General features: G+C 66.2%; 13 protein-coding genes. 2 read left to right on the top strand and 11 right to left on the bottom strand.

Annotated elements, in window-relative coordinates; translation table 11 throughout:
• Position 1: 1 nt before the first annotated feature.
• The 9 genes from ACQ4MM_RS04770 to ACQ4MM_RS04730 all read right to left on the bottom strand — a co-directional run bounded on the left by ACQ4MM_RS04770 (position 2) and on the right by ACQ4MM_RS04730 (position 11,563).
• Positions 2-1,915, bottom strand: coding sequence for an amidohydrolase (locus tag ACQ4MM_RS04770; RefSeq protein WP_431476314.1), 1,914 nt, complete (start codon positions 1,913-1,915; stop codon positions 2-4).
• On the bottom strand, positions 1,912-2,169 hold the full coding sequence (locus ACQ4MM_RS04765; RefSeq protein ID WP_431476313.1) for a DUF1427 family protein: 258 nt from the start codon (positions 2,167-2,169) through the stop codon (positions 1,912-1,914). Before ACQ4MM_RS04765 ends, ACQ4MM_RS04770 begins: the two co-directional genes overlap by 4 nt.
• On the bottom strand, positions 2,166-2,822 hold the full coding sequence (locus ACQ4MM_RS04760) for a hydrolase (protein WP_431476312.1): 657 nt from the start codon (positions 2,820-2,822) through the stop codon (positions 2,166-2,168). Before ACQ4MM_RS04760 ends, ACQ4MM_RS04765 begins: the two co-directional genes overlap by 4 nt.
• Before the next feature lie 19 nt (positions 2,823-2,841).
• Entirely contained in the window at positions 2,842-4,287 is a 1,446-nt protein-coding gene (locus ACQ4MM_RS04755; RefSeq protein WP_431476311.1) for a catalase, read from the bottom strand.
• Between the two features lie 3 nt (positions 4,288-4,290).
• Positions 4,291-5,256, bottom strand: coding sequence for an alpha/beta fold hydrolase (locus ACQ4MM_RS04750; RefSeq protein ID WP_431476310.1), 966 nt, complete (start codon positions 5,254-5,256; stop codon positions 4,291-4,293).
• A 124-nt stretch (positions 5,257-5,380) separates the two neighbouring features.
• Positions 5,381-8,320 (bottom strand): sensor histidine kinase, encoded by a 2,940-nt coding sequence (locus ACQ4MM_RS04745; RefSeq protein ID WP_431476309.1) that lies wholly within the window; start codon positions 8,318-8,320, stop codon positions 5,381-5,383.
• Positions 8,321-8,403: 83 nt separating this feature from the next.
• Positions 8,404-10,182, bottom strand: a complete 1,779-nt coding sequence (locus ACQ4MM_RS04740) for a tetratricopeptide repeat protein (RefSeq protein WP_431476308.1) — start codon at positions 10,180-10,182, stop codon at positions 8,404-8,406.
• A gap of 14 nt (positions 10,183-10,196) precedes the next feature.
• Entirely contained in the window at positions 10,197-10,628 is a 432-nt protein-coding gene (locus ACQ4MM_RS04735; RefSeq protein ID WP_431476307.1) for a nuclear transport factor 2 family protein, read from the bottom strand.
• Between the two features lie 86 nt (positions 10,629-10,714).
• On the bottom strand, positions 10,715-11,563 hold the full coding sequence (locus ACQ4MM_RS04730; protein ID WP_431476306.1) for a CAP domain-containing protein: 849 nt from the start codon (positions 11,561-11,563) through the stop codon (positions 10,715-10,717).
• A gap of 52 nt (positions 11,564-11,615) precedes the next feature.
• On the opposite strand from ACQ4MM_RS04730, the gene ACQ4MM_RS04725 reads away from it, so the two are divergent.
• A complete protein-coding gene (locus ACQ4MM_RS04725; protein WP_431476305.1) occupies positions 11,616-12,155 on the top strand; it encodes a DUF2058 domain-containing protein in 540 nt (179 codons plus the stop codon).
• On the opposite strand, the gene ACQ4MM_RS04720 is transcribed toward ACQ4MM_RS04725, so the two are convergent.
• The gene (locus ACQ4MM_RS04720) at positions 12,145-13,125 is read right to left on the bottom strand and encodes a cyanophycinase (protein ID WP_431476304.1); all 981 of its coding nucleotides are present in this window, start codon (positions 13,123-13,125) and stop codon (positions 12,145-12,147) included. The two genes, ACQ4MM_RS04725 and ACQ4MM_RS04720, sit on opposite strands and share 11 nt — an antisense overlap.
• Positions 13,126-13,187: 62 nt before the next feature.
• Positions 13,188-13,892 carry a glutathione S-transferase N-terminal domain-containing protein gene (locus tag ACQ4MM_RS04715; RefSeq protein ID WP_431476303.1) on the bottom strand — a complete coding sequence of 235 codons (705 nt, stop codon included), beginning with the start codon at positions 13,890-13,892 and terminating at the stop codon, positions 13,188-13,190.
• A gap of 151 nt (positions 13,893-14,043) precedes the next feature.
• Here ACQ4MM_RS04715 and ACQ4MM_RS04710 point away from each other — a divergent pair, with 151 nt between their 5' ends.
• A complete protein-coding gene (locus tag ACQ4MM_RS04710; protein WP_431476302.1) occupies positions 14,044-16,452 on the top strand; it encodes a penicillin acylase family protein in 2,409 nt (802 codons plus the stop codon).
• The last annotated feature ends 25 nt before the right edge of the window (positions 16,453-16,477 follow it).

The raw sequence follows: 16,477 nt of genomic DNA, 5'->3' as shown, positions 1-16,477 counted from the left end.
GTCACACCGCCCAGCAGGAGCAGCCCAGCGCGCCCCAGAATGACTTCAGGTCGGCGATCGGCAGGGAGCGCGTCCACGCGGTCGCATGCTGGTGGCCATGCATGCCGCACTGGCTGGAGCAGCCGCAAGCCGCTGCCGCTGCCATCGCAGCTGTTTTGGCATGCCCGGCGGTGCCGCCGTGCGCCCCGCGGGCTGCGGCACCGGGCAGCGTGCCCCAGGCGCCGTAGCCGCCATACTGGCGCACCGGCGACCAGTCCGGCATGGCGGGCGGCATCGGCGGATCGAACGCGCCGAACGGGCCTGCACCGTACACCACCTTGCCGCCCACCACGGTGAGCAGCGAGGTGGTATCGGCAATCTCGTCTTCCGGGCAACGCAGGAAATCGCGGTCAGGCACCATCAGGTCGGCCAGCTGGCCGGCCGCGATACGTCCCTTCTTGCCTTCCTCATTGGAGAACCAGGTCACGTTCTCGGTCCACATGCGCAGCGCCGCTTCGCGGTCCAGCAGGTTGCGCTGGGGGTAAAGCCGCATGCCGCCCACCGTGCGCCCGGTGGTCAGCCAGGACAGCGACACCCAGGGGTTGTAGGACGCCACGCGCGTGGCGTCGGTGCCGGCCGACACCTTGACGCCCGATTCGAGCAGGTACTTCACCGGCGGCGTCGCCTCGGCCGCAGCGGCGCCGTAGCGCTCGACGAAATACTCGCCCTGGTAGGCCATGCGGTGCTGCACCGCCACGCCGCCGCCCAGCGCCGCAATGCGGTCGATCGACTGCGGCGAAATGGTTTCCGCATGGTCGAAGAACCAGTGCAGGCCATCGAGCGGCATGTCGCGGTTGACCTTCTCGAACACGTCCAGCGCGCGCGAGATGGTCTCGTCATACGTGGCATGCATGCGCCACGGCCAGCGGTTCTGCACCAGGATGCGCACCACGCCTTCCAGGTCGTCTTCCATATTGGCCGGCATGTCGGGACGCGGCTGGCGGAAGTCTTCGAAATCGGCGGCCGAGAAGGTGAGCATCTCGCCCGCGCCGTTGTGTCGGAAGTAATCGTCGCCCTGCTGGTACTTGCTGCTGGCGGCCCAGTTCAGGAAGTCGTCCTTCTCCTGCTTGGGTTTCTGCGTGAACAGGTTGTAGGCCAGGCGGATGGTCAGCTCGCCGGCGTCGGCCAACTGCTGGATCACCTGGTAGTCCTCCGGGTAGTTCTGGTTGCCGCCGCCCGCGTCCAGCGCCCCCGTCACGCCCAGGCGATTCAATTCGCGCATGAAATGGCGGGTCGAGTTGAGTTGGTACTCCGGCGGCAGCTTCGGCCCTTTCGCCAGCGTGGCGTACAGGATCGAGGCGTTCGGCTTTGCCAGCAGCAGCCCGGTCGGATTGCCGGCGCTGTCGCGCAGGATCTGGCCGCCCGGCGGCTCCGGCGTGTCGCGGTCGTAGCCGACGGCGCGCAGCGCGGCGCCGTTCAGCAGGGCGCGGTCATACAGGTGCAGGATGAACACCGGCGTGTCAGGCGCCACGGCGTTCAGCTCTTCGATGGTCGGCAGGCGCCTTTCCGCGAATTGGTGCTCGGTGAAGCCGCCAATCACGCGTACCCATTGAGGCGCCGGCGTGATCGCCACCTGGGCGCGCAGCATGGCCATGGCATCGGCCAGCGAGCGCACGCCGTCCCAGCGCAATTCCATATTGAAGTTCAGGCCACCCCGGATCAGGTGCAGGTGGTTGTCGATCAGGCCGGGCAGCACGCGCCGGCCTTGCAGGTCGATGACGCGGGTTTGCGGCCCCGCCAGCGGCAGGATCTCGCGCGCCTCGCCGACATGGGAAAAACGGCCGCCGGACACGGCGACCGCGTCGGCCTCGGGCTGGCTCTTGTCCAGCGTCGTGAAGCGGCCGTTGTGGAGTATCAGCTCCGGTGTTGCAGTCATTGCTTGTCCTCCTTGGAACCGGCGCATGGCAGTTGGCCGAAACAATGCGGCTTGACCTGTCCGTGCAGCCAGGATACCTGCTGTTCCTTCGGCGCCAGCCACTGGCGAACCAGCGGCGGCAGCTGTTCTCCCAGCAGGATGCCGAGCAGCCCCACCAGCGCCACCACGGGCGGCGCCGGCGAGCGCACGTTCAGCACGCCGTACAGGATGCCGGCCAGCAGGCCGGCACCCAGCGCGAGAAGATAAATCTTCACTGGCCTTCCTTGGCGTGGAACATGGTCTGTGCGTAGATGATACCCAAGCCGTAGGCGCCGCCGAATTTCTTGGCGATGCCGGTGGTCATTTCATAGGAGTCGGTACGGGCCCAGTCGCGCTGCAGTTCCAGCAAATACTGCAGGGACGTCATCGGACGCGCGCCGGCCTGCACCATGCGCTCCATGGCGCGCTGGTGCGCTTCGGCCGAGACGTCGCCGCAGGCGTCGGCAATCACGTACACCTCGAAGCCCTGGTCCAGCGCCGACAGCGCCGGGCCCACGATGCAGACCGAAGTCCACAGGCCGGCCAGCACGATGCGCTGCTTGCCGATGGCGTTGACGCGGCGGATCACGTTCTCGTCTTCCCAGGTATTCATCGAGGTACGGTCGGTGATTTCGGCGCCAGGGAAGGCTTCCTTGATCTCGTCGAACACCGGGCCCGAGAAGCTCTTCTCGGCCACGCTGGTGACGATGGTCGACACCTCGAAGCCGGCGGCGGCATGCGCCACCAGGGCGGCGTTGCTGCGCAAGGTGGTGGCGTCGATCGAATGGGTGGCGAAGGCCATCTGCGACTGGTGATCGATCATGATCAGGGTGTGGTCGCGCGGCGTCAGCAGCAGGGAGCCCGGAGTGGCTTTAGCGGTAATGGTCATGTGTATTCCTTTCGTGGATTTACCAAAGTGGTCGGAGTTTGTCGAGCGCGGCGGACACGCCGGCGCCGTAGGCCTGGTCAGCCTTGTTGCAGTTCTCGATGTGGCGCTGCTGGATGTGCAGCGGCACGCCTGCCAGCGAGCGCGCGGTGTTGTCGAACAGGGCCTGGCGCTGCTGCTCGTCCATCAGGCGGAACAGCGCGCGCGGCTGGCTGTAATAGTCGTCGTCGGCGCGGTGGTCCCAGCGCGCGGCGGCGCCCTCCAGGGCCAGCGGCGGCTCGGCGTAGGCTGCTTGTTGCTGCCATTCGCCTTTGGAATTCGGCTGGTAGCCGATGGTGCCGCCCTGGTTGCCGTCGACGCGCATGGCGCCGTCGCGGTGGTAGCTGTGGAACGGGCAGCGCGGCGTGTTGACCGGGATCGCGTGGTGGTTCACGCCCAGCCGGTAGCGCTGCGCGTCGCCGTAGGCGAACAGGCGCGATTGCAGCATGCGGTCGGGCGAGAAGCCGATACCCGGCACCACATTGGCCGGCGTGAAGGCGGCCTGCTCGACGTCGGCATGGTAGTTGTCCGGGTTGCGGTTCAGCTCCAGTACGCCCACTTCATGCAGCGGATAGTCCTTGTGCGGCCACACCTTGGTCAGGTCGAACGGGTTGAAGGCGGCTTGCGCGGCCTGCTGCTCCGTCATCAGCTGCAGCTTCAGCGTCCAGCGCGGGTATTCGCCGCGTTCGATCGCTTCGAACAGGTCGCGCTGCGACGATTCGCGGTCCTTGGCGATCAGCGCCGCCGCTTCTTCGTCGCTCAGGTTGACGATGCCCTGCTGGCTCACGAAGTGGAACTTGACCCAATGCCGTTCGCCCGCGGCGTTGATCAAGCTGAAGGTGTGGCTGCCGAAGCCGTGCATGTGGCGATACGAGGCCGGGATGCCGCGCTCGCTCATCACGATGGTCACCTGGTGCAGCGCTTCCGGCAGCAGGGTCCAGTAGTCCCAGTTGTTTTCCGCGCTGCGCAGGTTGCTGCGCGGGTCGCGCTTGACGGCGTGGTTCAGGTCCGGGAACTTGAGCGGATCGCGCATGAAGAACACCGGCGTATTGTTGCCCACCACGTCCCAGTTGCCTTGCTCGGTGTAGAACTTGACGGCGAAGCCGCGGATATCGCGCTCCGCATCCGCCGCACCGCGCTCGCCGGCCACGGTGGAGAAGCGTGCGAACACCTCGGTCTTCTTGCCGACGGCGCCGAACAGCGCGGCCTTGCTGTAGCGCGTGACGTCGTGCGTCACGGTGAAGCTGCCGAAGGCGCCGGAGCCCTTGGCGTGCATGCGCCGCTCAGGGATCACTTCGCGGTGGAAGTGGGCCAGTTTTTCCAGGTGCCATACGTCCTGCAGCAGCATGGGACCGCGCGGCCCCGCCGTTTCCACGTTCTGGTTATCCGCGACCGGCGCGCCGGCCGCGGTAGTCAGTTTGCGATCCATCGCTTAGCCCTTGATGAAGGCCAACAGGTCGGCGTTCAGCTGGTCCTTATGGGTATCGGTCAGGCCGTGCGGCGCGCCCGGGTACACCACCAGCTTAGCATTTTTCAGCAATTTTGCTGCTGCCTTGGCCGCTGCGTCGATCGGCACGATCTGGTCGTCGTCGCCGTGCAGCACCAGCATCGGGATCTCGATCTTTTTCAGGTCGGCGGTGAAGTCGGTTTCCGAGAAAGCCTTGATGCAGTCGTAAGTATTCTTGTGGCCGGCCATCATGCCCTGCATCCACCAGGCGTTGATCATGCCTTGCGATGGCTTGGCGCCCGGGCGGTTGAAGTTGAAGAATGGACCGGAGGCGATGTCCAGGTAGAGCTGCGAGCGGTCCTTCAGGGAGCCGGCGCGGATGCCGTCGAACACTTCCAGCGGCAGGCCGCCAGGGTTGGCGGCGGTCTTCAGCATCAGCGGCGGCACGGCGGAAATCAGGCCGGCCTTGGCGATGCGCTTGCTGCCGTGGCGGGCCAGGTAGCGCGCCACTTCGCCGCCGCCGGTGGAGAAGCCGAACAGCGCCGCATTTTTCACGTTCAGCAGGTCCAGCAGCTGCGCCAGGTCGTCGGCGTAGTGGTTCATGTCGTTGCCGTCCCACGGCTGGCTGGAACGGCCATGGCCGCGGCGGTCGTGGGCGATGGTGCGGTAGCCGTGTTCGGCCAGGAACAGCATCTGCGATTCCCAGCTATCTGAGTTGAGCGGCCAGCCGTGGCTGAATACCACCACCGGTCCGTTGCGCGGGCCCCAGTCCTTGAAATAGATCTGCACGCCGTCGCGGGTGGTGAAAGTGCCGGAGGTGCGGCCGGCGGCTGCACTGCCTTTGGCGGCTGCGGGCGCGGCGGAAGCGGAGAAGGAAGCGCCGGCGGCGGCGACGGCGGTGGCGGCGCCCAGTAGGACGTTGCGGCGGCGGTTGCTGATAGGGGATGGCATGGTCTGTTTTTCTTTCTTAATGTGGTTAAAACGCACTTGAAAGAATAGCCAGGCCACGCCGCGGCCGAATCGCCCATCCGGGGGCGTATGCACTACCTCTTTTGGGGGATGCGGCGCCGGTGCTTCAGGCGTAGGCCTGCTGCGCCGGGATCACCAGGCGCACCGCCACGCCGCCCTTCGGCCCGGGCCCGATCTCGATTTGCCCGCCCAGGCGCACCATGCGTTCGCGCATGCCGGTGATGCCCCAATGTCCGCTCTTGCCGTGCTGCGCGACGATGGCATCGAGGCCGATGCCATCGTCGCGGGCTTCGGCCAGCAGGGCTTCGTCGCGGAAGCTCAGGCGCACCTCGATGTGCGCCGCCCCGGAGTGGGCCACGCTGTTCAGCACGGCCTCGCGCAGCACGCTGGCCAGTTCGGCGCAAGTGTCGATGCGCAGGTGGCGCGGCTGGCCCACGACAGTGAAGCTCAGGCGCTGTTCGGCTCCCGGCGCCGCTTGCGCGGCGGCGTGGCGCAGCGCCGCGAACATTTCATCGGCGTCTTGCGCGCGGCGCAGTTCCATCACTTCGTCGCGGGTGGTGACGACCAGCGATTCCGCGTAGTCGAGCGCACTGCTGACCATTTTCTGCAACTCCGGCTGCTGCCCCAGCTTTTGCTCCACCAGGTGGAAGCGCAGCAGCAAGGCCTGCACTGCCTGCAGCAGGTTATCGTGCAGCGAGCGCGCAATCCGGCTGCGCTCCTGCAGCGTCGCATCCAGGCGTAGCGCTACATGCTGCTCCGCGCGGCGCTGGATGATCGCCACGCGCCAGCGGTACAGCAGCACGCCTGCCACCAGCAGCGCCAGGGCGCAGGCCAGGCGGAACCAGCTGGTCTGCCAGAAAGCCGGTTCGATCTCGAAGCGGAACTGGGCGCCTTCGTGATTCCATACCCCATCCTCATTGGCGGCGATGACGTGGAAGCGGTAGCCGCCGGGCGCCAGGTTGGTGTACTGGACCCGCCGCTCCAGGCCGGCTTCGCGCCAGCCGGTGTCGACGCCATCGAGCCGGAACTTCAGGCGCACCCGTTCCGGAATCGACAGGGCGGTGGCAGTGAAAGCCAGCTCGATGGCCGTGGTCCGTTGTGGCAGCAGCAGCTGGTCGGCGGGTTGGTACTCGCGTTCAGCCGTGCGCAGCGATTGCAGCAACACCGTCGGCGCGCGCGTATTGCGCGGGATGGTGGCGGGGTCGATCCAACCGCTCTCCGTCATCGTCGCGTAGTACAGCCGGCCGTCGTGCGCCAGCGCCAGCGATGGCAGTGGCCGCGATTGCGCGGCCATGCCGTTGATGCCGTCCTCGAAGTTGAACAGTTCGGACTCCAGCGCCTGTGCCGGCGCGGCCCAGAAGCGTGCCAGCTCTTGCTGCCTGACGCGATGCAGGCCGCTGTTGCTGTGCATCCAAAGGCTGCCTTGCCGGTCCAGCACCATGCCGGTGATGCGCTGCAAGCCGCCGGGTTGCTGCAAGCGCAGCGGGTGCGCCGTGCCGCCTTCGACCCAGGCGACCCCCAGGTCGCCGCCCACCAGCAGCTTGCCGCCGGCGTCCAGCAGGGAAAGCACATTGCCGACCTGCAGCCCGGCGCTGGCGGGCAGCAGCCTGGCCGCGCCAGGCGTCAGCTCGGCCAGCCGGCTATTGGTCAAGCCGAGCCAGGTCCTGCCCTGGCCATCGCTCAGCATGCAGGTTGGCATCGGCTCCTCGATGCCGTGCAGGCGCTGATCCTGGCGCCACTGCCCCTGCTCGAATGTCCACAGGCCGTTGCGCGAAATGGCCACCAGCAGGCGGCCGCCAGCTTCTGCCGCCAGCGCCTGGACTTCGTAGCCGCGCCCCAGGTCCGGCGGCAAGGCCCAGCGCTGCTGGGCCTTGCCGTGGAATTCCCACAGTGCGTCCGCGGAGCCGACCCACACATGGTCGGGCGCCTGGCGCAGCAGGGCGCTCGGGCTCTCGACTTCGGTCGGCACGCGGCTGCCGTCGGCCGCCAGCCTGGCCAGCGGGGCCCTGCTGGCGCCCAGCCACAGCTCCTCGCCGAAGCCGCGCTGCGCCAGCCAGAAGAAGGCATTGGAAGGCGCCTCCAGCCGGTGGAAGCGATGGCGCCGCAAACGCTCGATCCCGCCCGGCGTGACCAGCCACAGGTTGTCTTCGCGATCGATGCTGATTTTGTCGAATTGCGCTTCGCGCCCCATCGCGCTGGCGAACAGTTCGGCCGCCCGCAGGACGCCATCGCCGCCGCGCGCCAGCCGCACCAGTCCGTCCGCACGCGTGGCCCACAGCGTGCCGTGCGGCCCGGGCACCGGTGGCCCCTGGTACAACTGCGGCTGATCGTAGCGCTCCTGGCGCTGCGTAGGCTGCGCGTCCAGCACCTGGACTTGTTTTCCCGGCGCCAGCACATACAGGCCATCCATGCGCCAGGTGACCCGGGCCTTGGGCGGCACCGGCACCGGCACGAAGGCTTGGCTGCCGAGCGGGCGGACATAGTATTCGGCGCCTACTCTGGCCCACAGCCGGCCGGACTGGTCGTGCTTGACCAGGTTCACCGAACCTTTGGGCAGCGAGTCCTGCCCCACCGGGAGCCACTGGCTGTCCTGCCGCATCACCAGGCCACTGCTGGTGGCCACATACATGCGACCGTCGCTGTCGGTGCTGATGCCGAGTACCGAGCCGCGTGGGAAACCCTGGCCGGCCACATAATGCGTGGCGTGTCCGGGTGTGAAGATGCTCAGGCCGCCGAAGTAATAGCCGACTGCCAGGCCGCCCGCCACCTTGCGCGTGCTCATGATGTTGTTCGAGGGGAGCGCATGGCCGTACACCTGGTTCATCTGGCGGAAACGGATGCCGTCAAAGGTGTACAGGCCCACGGCGGAGGCAAACCACAGCAGGCCTTCGTCGGTCTGGGTCACGCTCAGGGCTTGCTGCGGTGCGCCGTCCGCTTGCGTCCAGCGCCGCCGCTCAAAGCTTTGCCCGTCCGGGTACAGTTCCTGGGCCTGGACGGCCAGTGCAATCACGCCGCCCAGCAGCGCCGCCCAACGATGGATCCCCATGTACTTACCCGCCATCCGCAAAAGGCGCATCTTACTCGGAAGCGGGCTTTCCTGCCGGGGGCGGCAGGCAGGTCACAGGTGTATCACAGGCGGGCCAGCTCCGGCCCTTCTTTCGGTCCCAGCCAGGTAGCGGCAAAGCGCTTGCGCGTGGCAGCTGCCGCTGCCTTGTCGCCGCGTTTCTCGTACACTGCGAGCAGGCCGCGCAAGGCCCAGCCGTTGCTTGGCGTCTTGGCGAACGAGGCGCGGAACGCCGTTTCCGCCTCGTCCAGCTGGCCGGCCTTCAGCAGCGCCGCTCCCAGCGACTGGCGCACCGGGTAATACCAGTACGGCGGCTCGGTATAGGGCAGCTTGTCCTGCGCCGCCACTGCTTGCGTGAACAGGCTGATGGCGCTGGGCAGTTCGCCTTTCGCTTCGGCCAGCTTGCCCGCCGCCACCAGGCGCGCGGTGTGCACGATATCGGCGCCCGGCACGCCCCAATCGGTCAGCGGCTTGAAGTCGGCCTTCTGTTCGATGGCGGCAATGCTGTCCACCTCGCGCTGGCTGTCGTCCCACATGCCCTTGCGTGCAAAACCGACCGAACGCGCGTAATGCCACATCGCGCGCAGCAGCACGAATTCTTCGCCCGGAGCCGGCAGCGCCAGCAGTGTTTCGGGATTGCTGAACTGCACATGCGCGAAGTACGGTGCGGCGCGCACCGGCTGCATCGGCGGAATCGCGCGCAGCTGTTCGGCACTGATCGACTGCTCCAGGCGCTGCGTCGCTTGCAGTGTGGCCTTGCCGTCGCCGCCCATCAGTGCCGATACCATCGCGAAGTGGATGTTGTGCGGATAGTAGGCGCCTTTGTAGACCGCATCGCTGGCGGCGCCGCGGAAGTATTTCTCGTCGATGGCAATGGCATCGAGATTCGATTGCAGCGCGTCCTTGTACATGCCTACGCGGTAATAGATATGCGATGGCATGTGCACGATATGGCCGGCGCCGGGAATCTGCCGGGCCAGCTGGCGCGCATAGGGCAGGGCTTTTTCGGGATGGCTCGAGGCTTCCACCGCGTGGATGTAGTAGTGGATTGCGCCCGGGTGGCTGGGATTGCGCTCCAGCACGCGTTCCAGCGCATCGACCATTTCCTGGGTGCGGCCTTTCGGGCTGGCGCCACCGGCTTCCCAATAATTCCACGGCGACAGGTCCATCAGCGATTCGGCAAACAGCACCTGCACCGTGTCGTCGTTGGGGAAGCTGCGCGCGGCATCGGTCATGGCGGCGGCATAGGCCTGGTCCAGCGGTGCGCGGTCGGCCGGCGGCTGCGCGGCGTAGCGCTTGCCGACGGCGCGTACCAGCGCCTGTTCCACCGGGCTGGCGCTGTTGGCCGCTGCCGCCGCGCGCTCGGCTGCAGCGAAGGCCGGCGCCACCATTTCGGGGAACATCGGGGCGTTGATGTTCGGCCCCAGCACCAGGGCTTCGCCCCAGTGGCACATGGCGCATTGCGGGTCGGCCTGCTGCGCGGCATGGAAGGCGCGCGCAGCTTCGGCGTGGTTGAAGGCGAACAGTAGGCGCAAACCCTGGTCGAAGAAAACCTGGGCGCGCGGGCTGCGCGTGCTGATCGAAAAATGCAGCTTGCCCAGGTCCTTGTACAGCGGCGGCGGGCTGGCCTGCTGCGGCGCACGCGCCTGCTGCACTGGCTTGAATGGCGCCGTTTCCGCTTGCGCCAGCATCGCCAGCATGATTGGCCGTCCGCCGGCTGGGTTGGCGCACAGCGCGCCATCCAGCAGCGGGTCAAAGACTGGTTCGCGCAGCGCCTGCGAACCGGTCGGCAGGGCGCCGGCCGCAAGGCACAGCATCAAGGGCAGGGCACGGGCGGTCGGCATCTCAGATCTCCTGGTTAGTGGTGCAACGGTTTGCCGGCAGCCTGGCCGGTGGTGGCAGGATGCAAGGCATGTTCCAGCTTGCTGGTGTCCCAGTAGCTGCGCACGGCGTCAATCTTATTGTCGCGCATTTTGAAGATATGGACGAACGGGTTGTCGTAGGAGATGCCGGTGCTGCGCGCAATCCAGCTTGAATCGCCGGTCACCACCACCGTATCGCCTTCCTGCACCATGGTTTTGGGTTCCAGATAGGTGCACTGGACCGTTTCATTCATCTTCACGAAGTACTCGGCTATTTGCTGTTGGCCGTGATAGTTGCCCCCTATGGGCAGGTAGTCGGACTCTGGACTGTTCAGGTCCGCATCGTTGTTGAAGCGTGCCAGCAGGCCTTTCAGGTCGCCTGCTGCATACAGCTGGTAGCATTCACTGATGAATTTTTTGGTGTCCATGACATCCCCCAATCACCGGCACCTGCAGCGGCATGCCGCAGGCTGCCGATCAGATAAGCCTAGTACGCAAGGGGCGGATGTCAAGCTCAGCGCGGAGCGCCGAAGACCTGGGTCCAGTAGGCTGCCGGACGCTTGCTTTGGCGGATGCTGACACCCGCGCCGAACTCGGTGAAGCGAGGGTTCATCAGGTTGCGGCAATGGCCCGGGCTGTTGATCCAGCCCGTCACGGCTTCCTGCGCGCTGGTCTGGCCGCGCGAGATGTTTTCGCCGACGTGGCGCCAGCGATAGCCACGTGCTTCCACGCGTTGCGGCACCTCGCTGCCTTGCTTGTTCTTGTGGGCGAAGTAGCCATGCTGCGCCATGTCCTCGCTATGCGCCTGCGCCGCCTCGGCCAGTAGCTGGTTCCAGGCCAGCGGCGGCGCGGCTTCCATCCAGGTATCGCCGCATTGGCGCGCCTCGGCACGGGCCGCGTTGGTGGCCTGGAATACCTGCTGCGCCGCTGCGGCGCTGCCGGGCAGCAGCGCCACCGGGTTCGGCGTCGGTGCTGCCAGCACGATGGTCCATTCGTTGCCCGAGCGGTGGGCGCCGATATCGCGGTAGCGCGTGCTGCCCAGCGTGGTGCAATACGCTTCGCGCAAGATGTCGAAGGCGCTGCGCGCATCTCCGGGGCCGTCCACGTTGACCGCGTCCGCCACTTCGGGATCGTAGCCGGCGCTGTCCAAAGCGGCCAGCAGGATGACGCCCGGCCGCAGCGCAATGCGCGACAGCACCGGCTTTGGCGTCAACAGCGGAACGGCGGGGCGCAGCTTGCCCAGGCAGGTGGCCGGCGCCGCGCGCCAGGCATTGACCAGGGCCGCCAGTTGTTCCGCGTCGCCGGCATGGGCGGCCGGAAGTTGCGCCGCGCAGGCGGTTGCGAGAATGATAAATCTCTTCATTTGGGGCACTATACCTGCTCTGGTAAACTGCGGCCAACAAAGGAGTGTAAACATGGTTTCGTTGCAAGAACAATTGATGAAGGCTGGCCTGGTCGACAAGAAGAAAGTCAACAAGGCGCAGCAGGACAAGTCCAAGCAGAACAAGGAACAGCTGCGCAGCGGCACCAAGGCCGTCGACCAGTCGCGCGAAGCCGCGCTGGAGCTGCAGCGCAAGAATGCCGAGCGGGCGCGCGAACTGAACGCGCAGCGCGACGCGGCCGCCAGCCAGAAGGCCATCCTGGCGCAGGTGATCCAGATGGTGCAGCAGCACCGCCAGCCCAAGGGCAACGGCGACCTGGCCTACAACTTCACGGTCGGCAGCAAGATCGAGCGCATCCACGTGTCGGACAAGGTGCAGCAGCACCTGGTCAACGGCCGCCTGGTGATCGTGGTGCTGGACGGCGTGGCCGAACTGGTGCCGAAGGTGGTGGGCGAAAAGATCGCCGAGCGCGCGCCGGAACTGGTGGTGGCGGTCAAGAAGGCCGCCAGCGAACAGCCGCTGGAAGACGATCCTTACGCCGACTACAAGATCCCGGACGACTTTACCTGGTAAGCAGCACCCCGGCTTCGGCGGACACGGTAAACGGCAGCGTCGCCCCGCCATAGCCGGCCCAGTTGCGCAGGTCGAAGCTGCCGCCGCCCGACATGCGCTGGCCTTGCAGGTTGAGGTAGGTCAAAGGCTGTTTCGGCTGGCATACCTGCGGCAGTCCGACCGACTGCAGGAAGGTCACCGAGCCCGCGCCGACGCGCGTGCCTTTGCCGTCTTCCACCAGCAGCGCCGTTTCCACGTCCACCCCGATGCCGCGCGCCATGCCGGCCCAGCCATCGTTGACGATGCGGGCGATGAAGGCCACCAGGCGCCCCAGCCGGTCGCGCGTATCGAAGTGGGCATCGGTGATCACGCTGCCCAGTTCGGGCAGCAGCAGGAAGTCGCGCTCCAGCGTCAGGCGCTTGTCGAAAGGATCGGCCAGCGCTGCTTCCGACGTGATGCTGCCGTTCAGCGCAGCAAAGCCGAAGCGACCCATCAGCGCCAGCCCTGCGCTGGTGCCGCCGATCGGGATCCTGCGCCCTGCCAGTTCCTGGATTGCCGCCTGCACCGGCGTGCCTTGCCAGAAATTGATGTAGTCCGACTGGTCGCCGCCGGCGATGAACAATTCTTCCGCGTTGCGGATCCGCTCGATCACGAAAGGATCGTTGGCGGCTTCGCGGCTGGGGATCACCAGCGTCTCCACCGAGCGCGCGCCGCCCATGGCGTAGATATAAGGGTTGTAGGCGTCGGTGCCGCGGCTGCGGATCACGACGAAGTTGCCGCCGCCGCCTTTCTGGATCATCCAGGCAAAGGCGGCATCGACGTCAGGCCCGCCGCCCATCAGCACCAGGCTGGTTTTCTTCGGCTGAGGCAGGACGACGTCAGTGGGGTCGCCCACCGCGTAATACTGGTAAGGCTTGCCAGCGTGGGCGGGGGCTGCCAGCGCGGCGGCCAGCAGCAGGAAGACGGCAAACAAGCGGTGAAGGCGTAGCATGGCGATGCTCCCGGGCCAGGTGAATCCAGCCCAGCCATTGTACGCCCGTCACTTGCAGGAAATTAGCCTCGGGCCGGAATATTCAGGCCGCGCGCCACAGCCGGGCGGTCAACGAAGGCGCCCAGCACGCGGCGCACATTGGTGAATTGCTCGAAGCCAACCAGCTCGCCGGCACCGTAGTATTCCACCAGGTTGCGCACCCACGGGAAGATCGCGATGTCGGCGATGGTGAACTGCTCGCCCATGATCCACTTGCGGCCTTGCAGGCGCTGGTCCAGCACGCCGAGCAGGCGCGCCGATTCGTTGAGGTAGCGGTCGCGCGGGCGCTTGTCTTCGTATTCCTTGCCGGCGAATTTGTGGAAGAAGCCCACCTGGCCGAACATCGGGCCGATGCCGCCCATCTGGAACATCACCCACTGGATGGTTTCGTAGCGCGCCGCCGCATCCTGCGGGATCAGCTTGCCGGTTTTTTCGGCCAGGTAGAGCAGGATCGCGCCGGATTCGAACAGCGGCAGCGCTTTGCCGCCCGGGCCGTCCGGATCGATGATGGCCGGGATCTTGTTGTTCGGGTTCAGCGACAGGAATTCCGGCGACATCTGGTCGTTGCTCTCGAAGCTGACCAGGTGCGGCTCGTAGGCCAGGCCGATTTCTTCCAGCATGATCGAAACCTTGACGCCGTTCGGCGTAGGCAGGGAGTACAGCTGCAGGCGTTCAGGATGTTGGGCGGGCCATTTGGCGTTGATCGGGAAGTCGGTGATGCCAGGCATGTGCAAGCTCTCTCGGTTGGACAATGAATCGCGATTATGGAGCATTCCGGTGCTTCATGCCCGGAGCAGGGTATTATTGCCAAGCAAATAACTTTGCTCATACCGAAAACTAGGAGACACGATGAGACAGCATGTTTTATCCCGTATTCTGATGTTGATCCCTTTCGCCCTGCTGGCGGCCTGCGGCAGCAGCAGCGACGATCCGCCGGCGCCACCCGCGAGCGCGCCAATCACCGGCACCAATTTCGTCGCCTCGATCCGCTACACCTCCTACGGCGTGCCGCACATCAAGGCGGAAACCTTCAAGGGCGCCGGCTATGGTTACGGCTATGCCTTCGCCAAGGAGAATATCTGCCTGTATGCGGAAGAGCTGGTGACCCTGCACGGCGAGCGCGCCAGGTATTTCGGCGGCGCCGGCGGCTACCTGGGCCAGTTGGGCGACACTTTCGGCAATATCGATTCGGATTTCTTCTACAAGCTGCAGTTCACGCCGGCGCTGGCGGCCAAGATCAAGGCCGCGTCCAGCCCGGACGCGCAAGACCTCACCTCGGGCTTCGTGGCCGGCTACAACCGCTACCTGAAAGAGACTCCGCTGGCCAGCCTGCCGACGGCCTGCAACAACGCTGCCTGGGTGCAGCCGATGACGGAGGACGATGCCTACCTGCGCTTTGCCCAAGCGGCGATGGCCGGCAGCTCGCTGGCTTTCATCAAGCAGATCGGCTCCGCGCAGCCGCCGAAAGCCGCCACGGCCGCGCTGCTCAAGCGCAGCAAGCCGCGCTTGCTGGCAGCATCGGACTACGCCAATTCCTCGATTGCCAAAGGCCTGCAGACGATCCAGGAACACAGCATCGGCTCCAACGGCTTCGGCCTGGGCAAGGACGTGACGCAGTCCGGCAAGGGCATGGTGTTCGGCAATCCGCACTTCCCATGGTGGGGCGCGCTGCGCCTGAACCAGCTGCACCTGACCGTCACCGGCAAGGGCTACGACGTGTATGGCGCGACCTTGCTGGGCGTGCCGCTGCCGCTGATCGGCTTTAACGACAAGGTGGCGTGGACCCACACCTTTTCGACCGACAACCGCTTCACGCTGCGCTACCTGGCGCTCGCCCCGGGCAACCCGACGCGCTACATCAAGGACGGCCAGCCGGTGGCAATGACGGCAGTGCCGCTGACCATCAGCGTGAAGGGCGCCGACGGCGCCATCACCCCGCTGTCGCGCACCCTGTACACCACCGAGTTCGGCCCGATGCTGATGGACAGCTCCTTCGCCTGGGGCACCTCGTCGGCGTTCGCGATCCAGGATGCCAACCTGGCCAACTACAAGCTGATCGACCAGGTGATCCTGAACGGCAAGGCGGCCAGCGTGGACGAGTTGCGCAGCGCGGCCGCCACCCACGTCGCCCTGCCATGGGTGAATACCATGGCGGCCGACCGCGCCGGCGATACGCTGTATGGCAACTTCTCGGTGGCGGCCAATGTGCAGAATGCGCAACTGGCGGGCTGCGTGCCGGGGGCTGCACAGGGCGCGCCGTTCCAGGACATCATGGCCAGCACCGGCGTGGTGGTGATGGCGGGCACCTCGTCGGCCTGCGACTGGACGGGCGCGGTCGGCGCCGCCCAGCGCCCCTGGGTCAAGCGCAGCGACTATATCCTGAACGCGAACGACAGCCACTGGTGGCCGTCGGCCGGCACCTTCCTCACCGGCTATCCGAAGATCATCGCGACCGGCCCGAACCTGGAAGGCGCGCCGCAGAACAACCGCACCCGCACCGGCCACGCCATCGTGCGCGACCGCCTGGCCAGTGCCGACGGACTGGCGGGCAACCGCTTCACCATGGCCAACCTGCAGCAGATCTACCTGCAGGCGCGCTTCTTCAAGGCCCAGAAATGGCTGCCTGAATTTACCGCAGCCTGCCTGGCTTCGGGCACCGCAACGGCGGCGGCCAAGGACGCCTGCGCAGTGCTGCAGTCGTGGGACAAGACCCATGCGCCGGGCAGCGCAGGCGCTATCCTGTTCTACGAGCTGTACGCGGCGCTGGGTGAATTGAATGCGGCTTCCTGGTGGAGCGTGGCTTACAATCCGGCCGATCCGCTGGAAACGCCGCGCGGCGCCGCCGGCATTCCTGCCGCCATGGCCAAGCTGGAAGCCCTGGTCGCCGGCAGCCAGTTCGACACCGCGGCAAAACGCCGGACCCGCCCGGAAGAAGTGCAATCGATTTCGCGTCCCGACGGCAGCCTTGCCGTGCCGGGCGGGCGCTATACCTTCATGAACTGGCGCGGCGTGAAGAACGAGATCTATCCCGGCATCTGGATTTACACGGCTGATTCGAAGACCAACGCAGGCGCCTACGGCAACAGCTATATCCAGTTCGTGACCTGGGACGATAGCGGGCCGGTGGCGGAAGGCATCCTGACCTACAGCCAGTCCTCGAATCCGGAGAGTCCGCACTTCAACGACGAGACCAAGCTATACGTCAAAGGCCAGTGGATCAAGCTGCCCTATACCGAAGCCCAGATCACCTCCGACCCGGGCTACAAGCTGGTCGAGATTTCGGAGTAGGCTGGCTGGCCCGGCGCGCTGCGCG

It is taken from the genome of Massilia eburnea (genome assembly GCF_050709955.1).
Taxonomy (GTDB): domain Bacteria; phylum Pseudomonadota; class Gammaproteobacteria; order Burkholderiales; family Burkholderiaceae_D; genus Rugamonas; species Rugamonas eburnea_A.
Note: the sequence above shows the minus strand (reverse complement) of the source record. Positions and strands in the feature narration are given on the sequence as shown.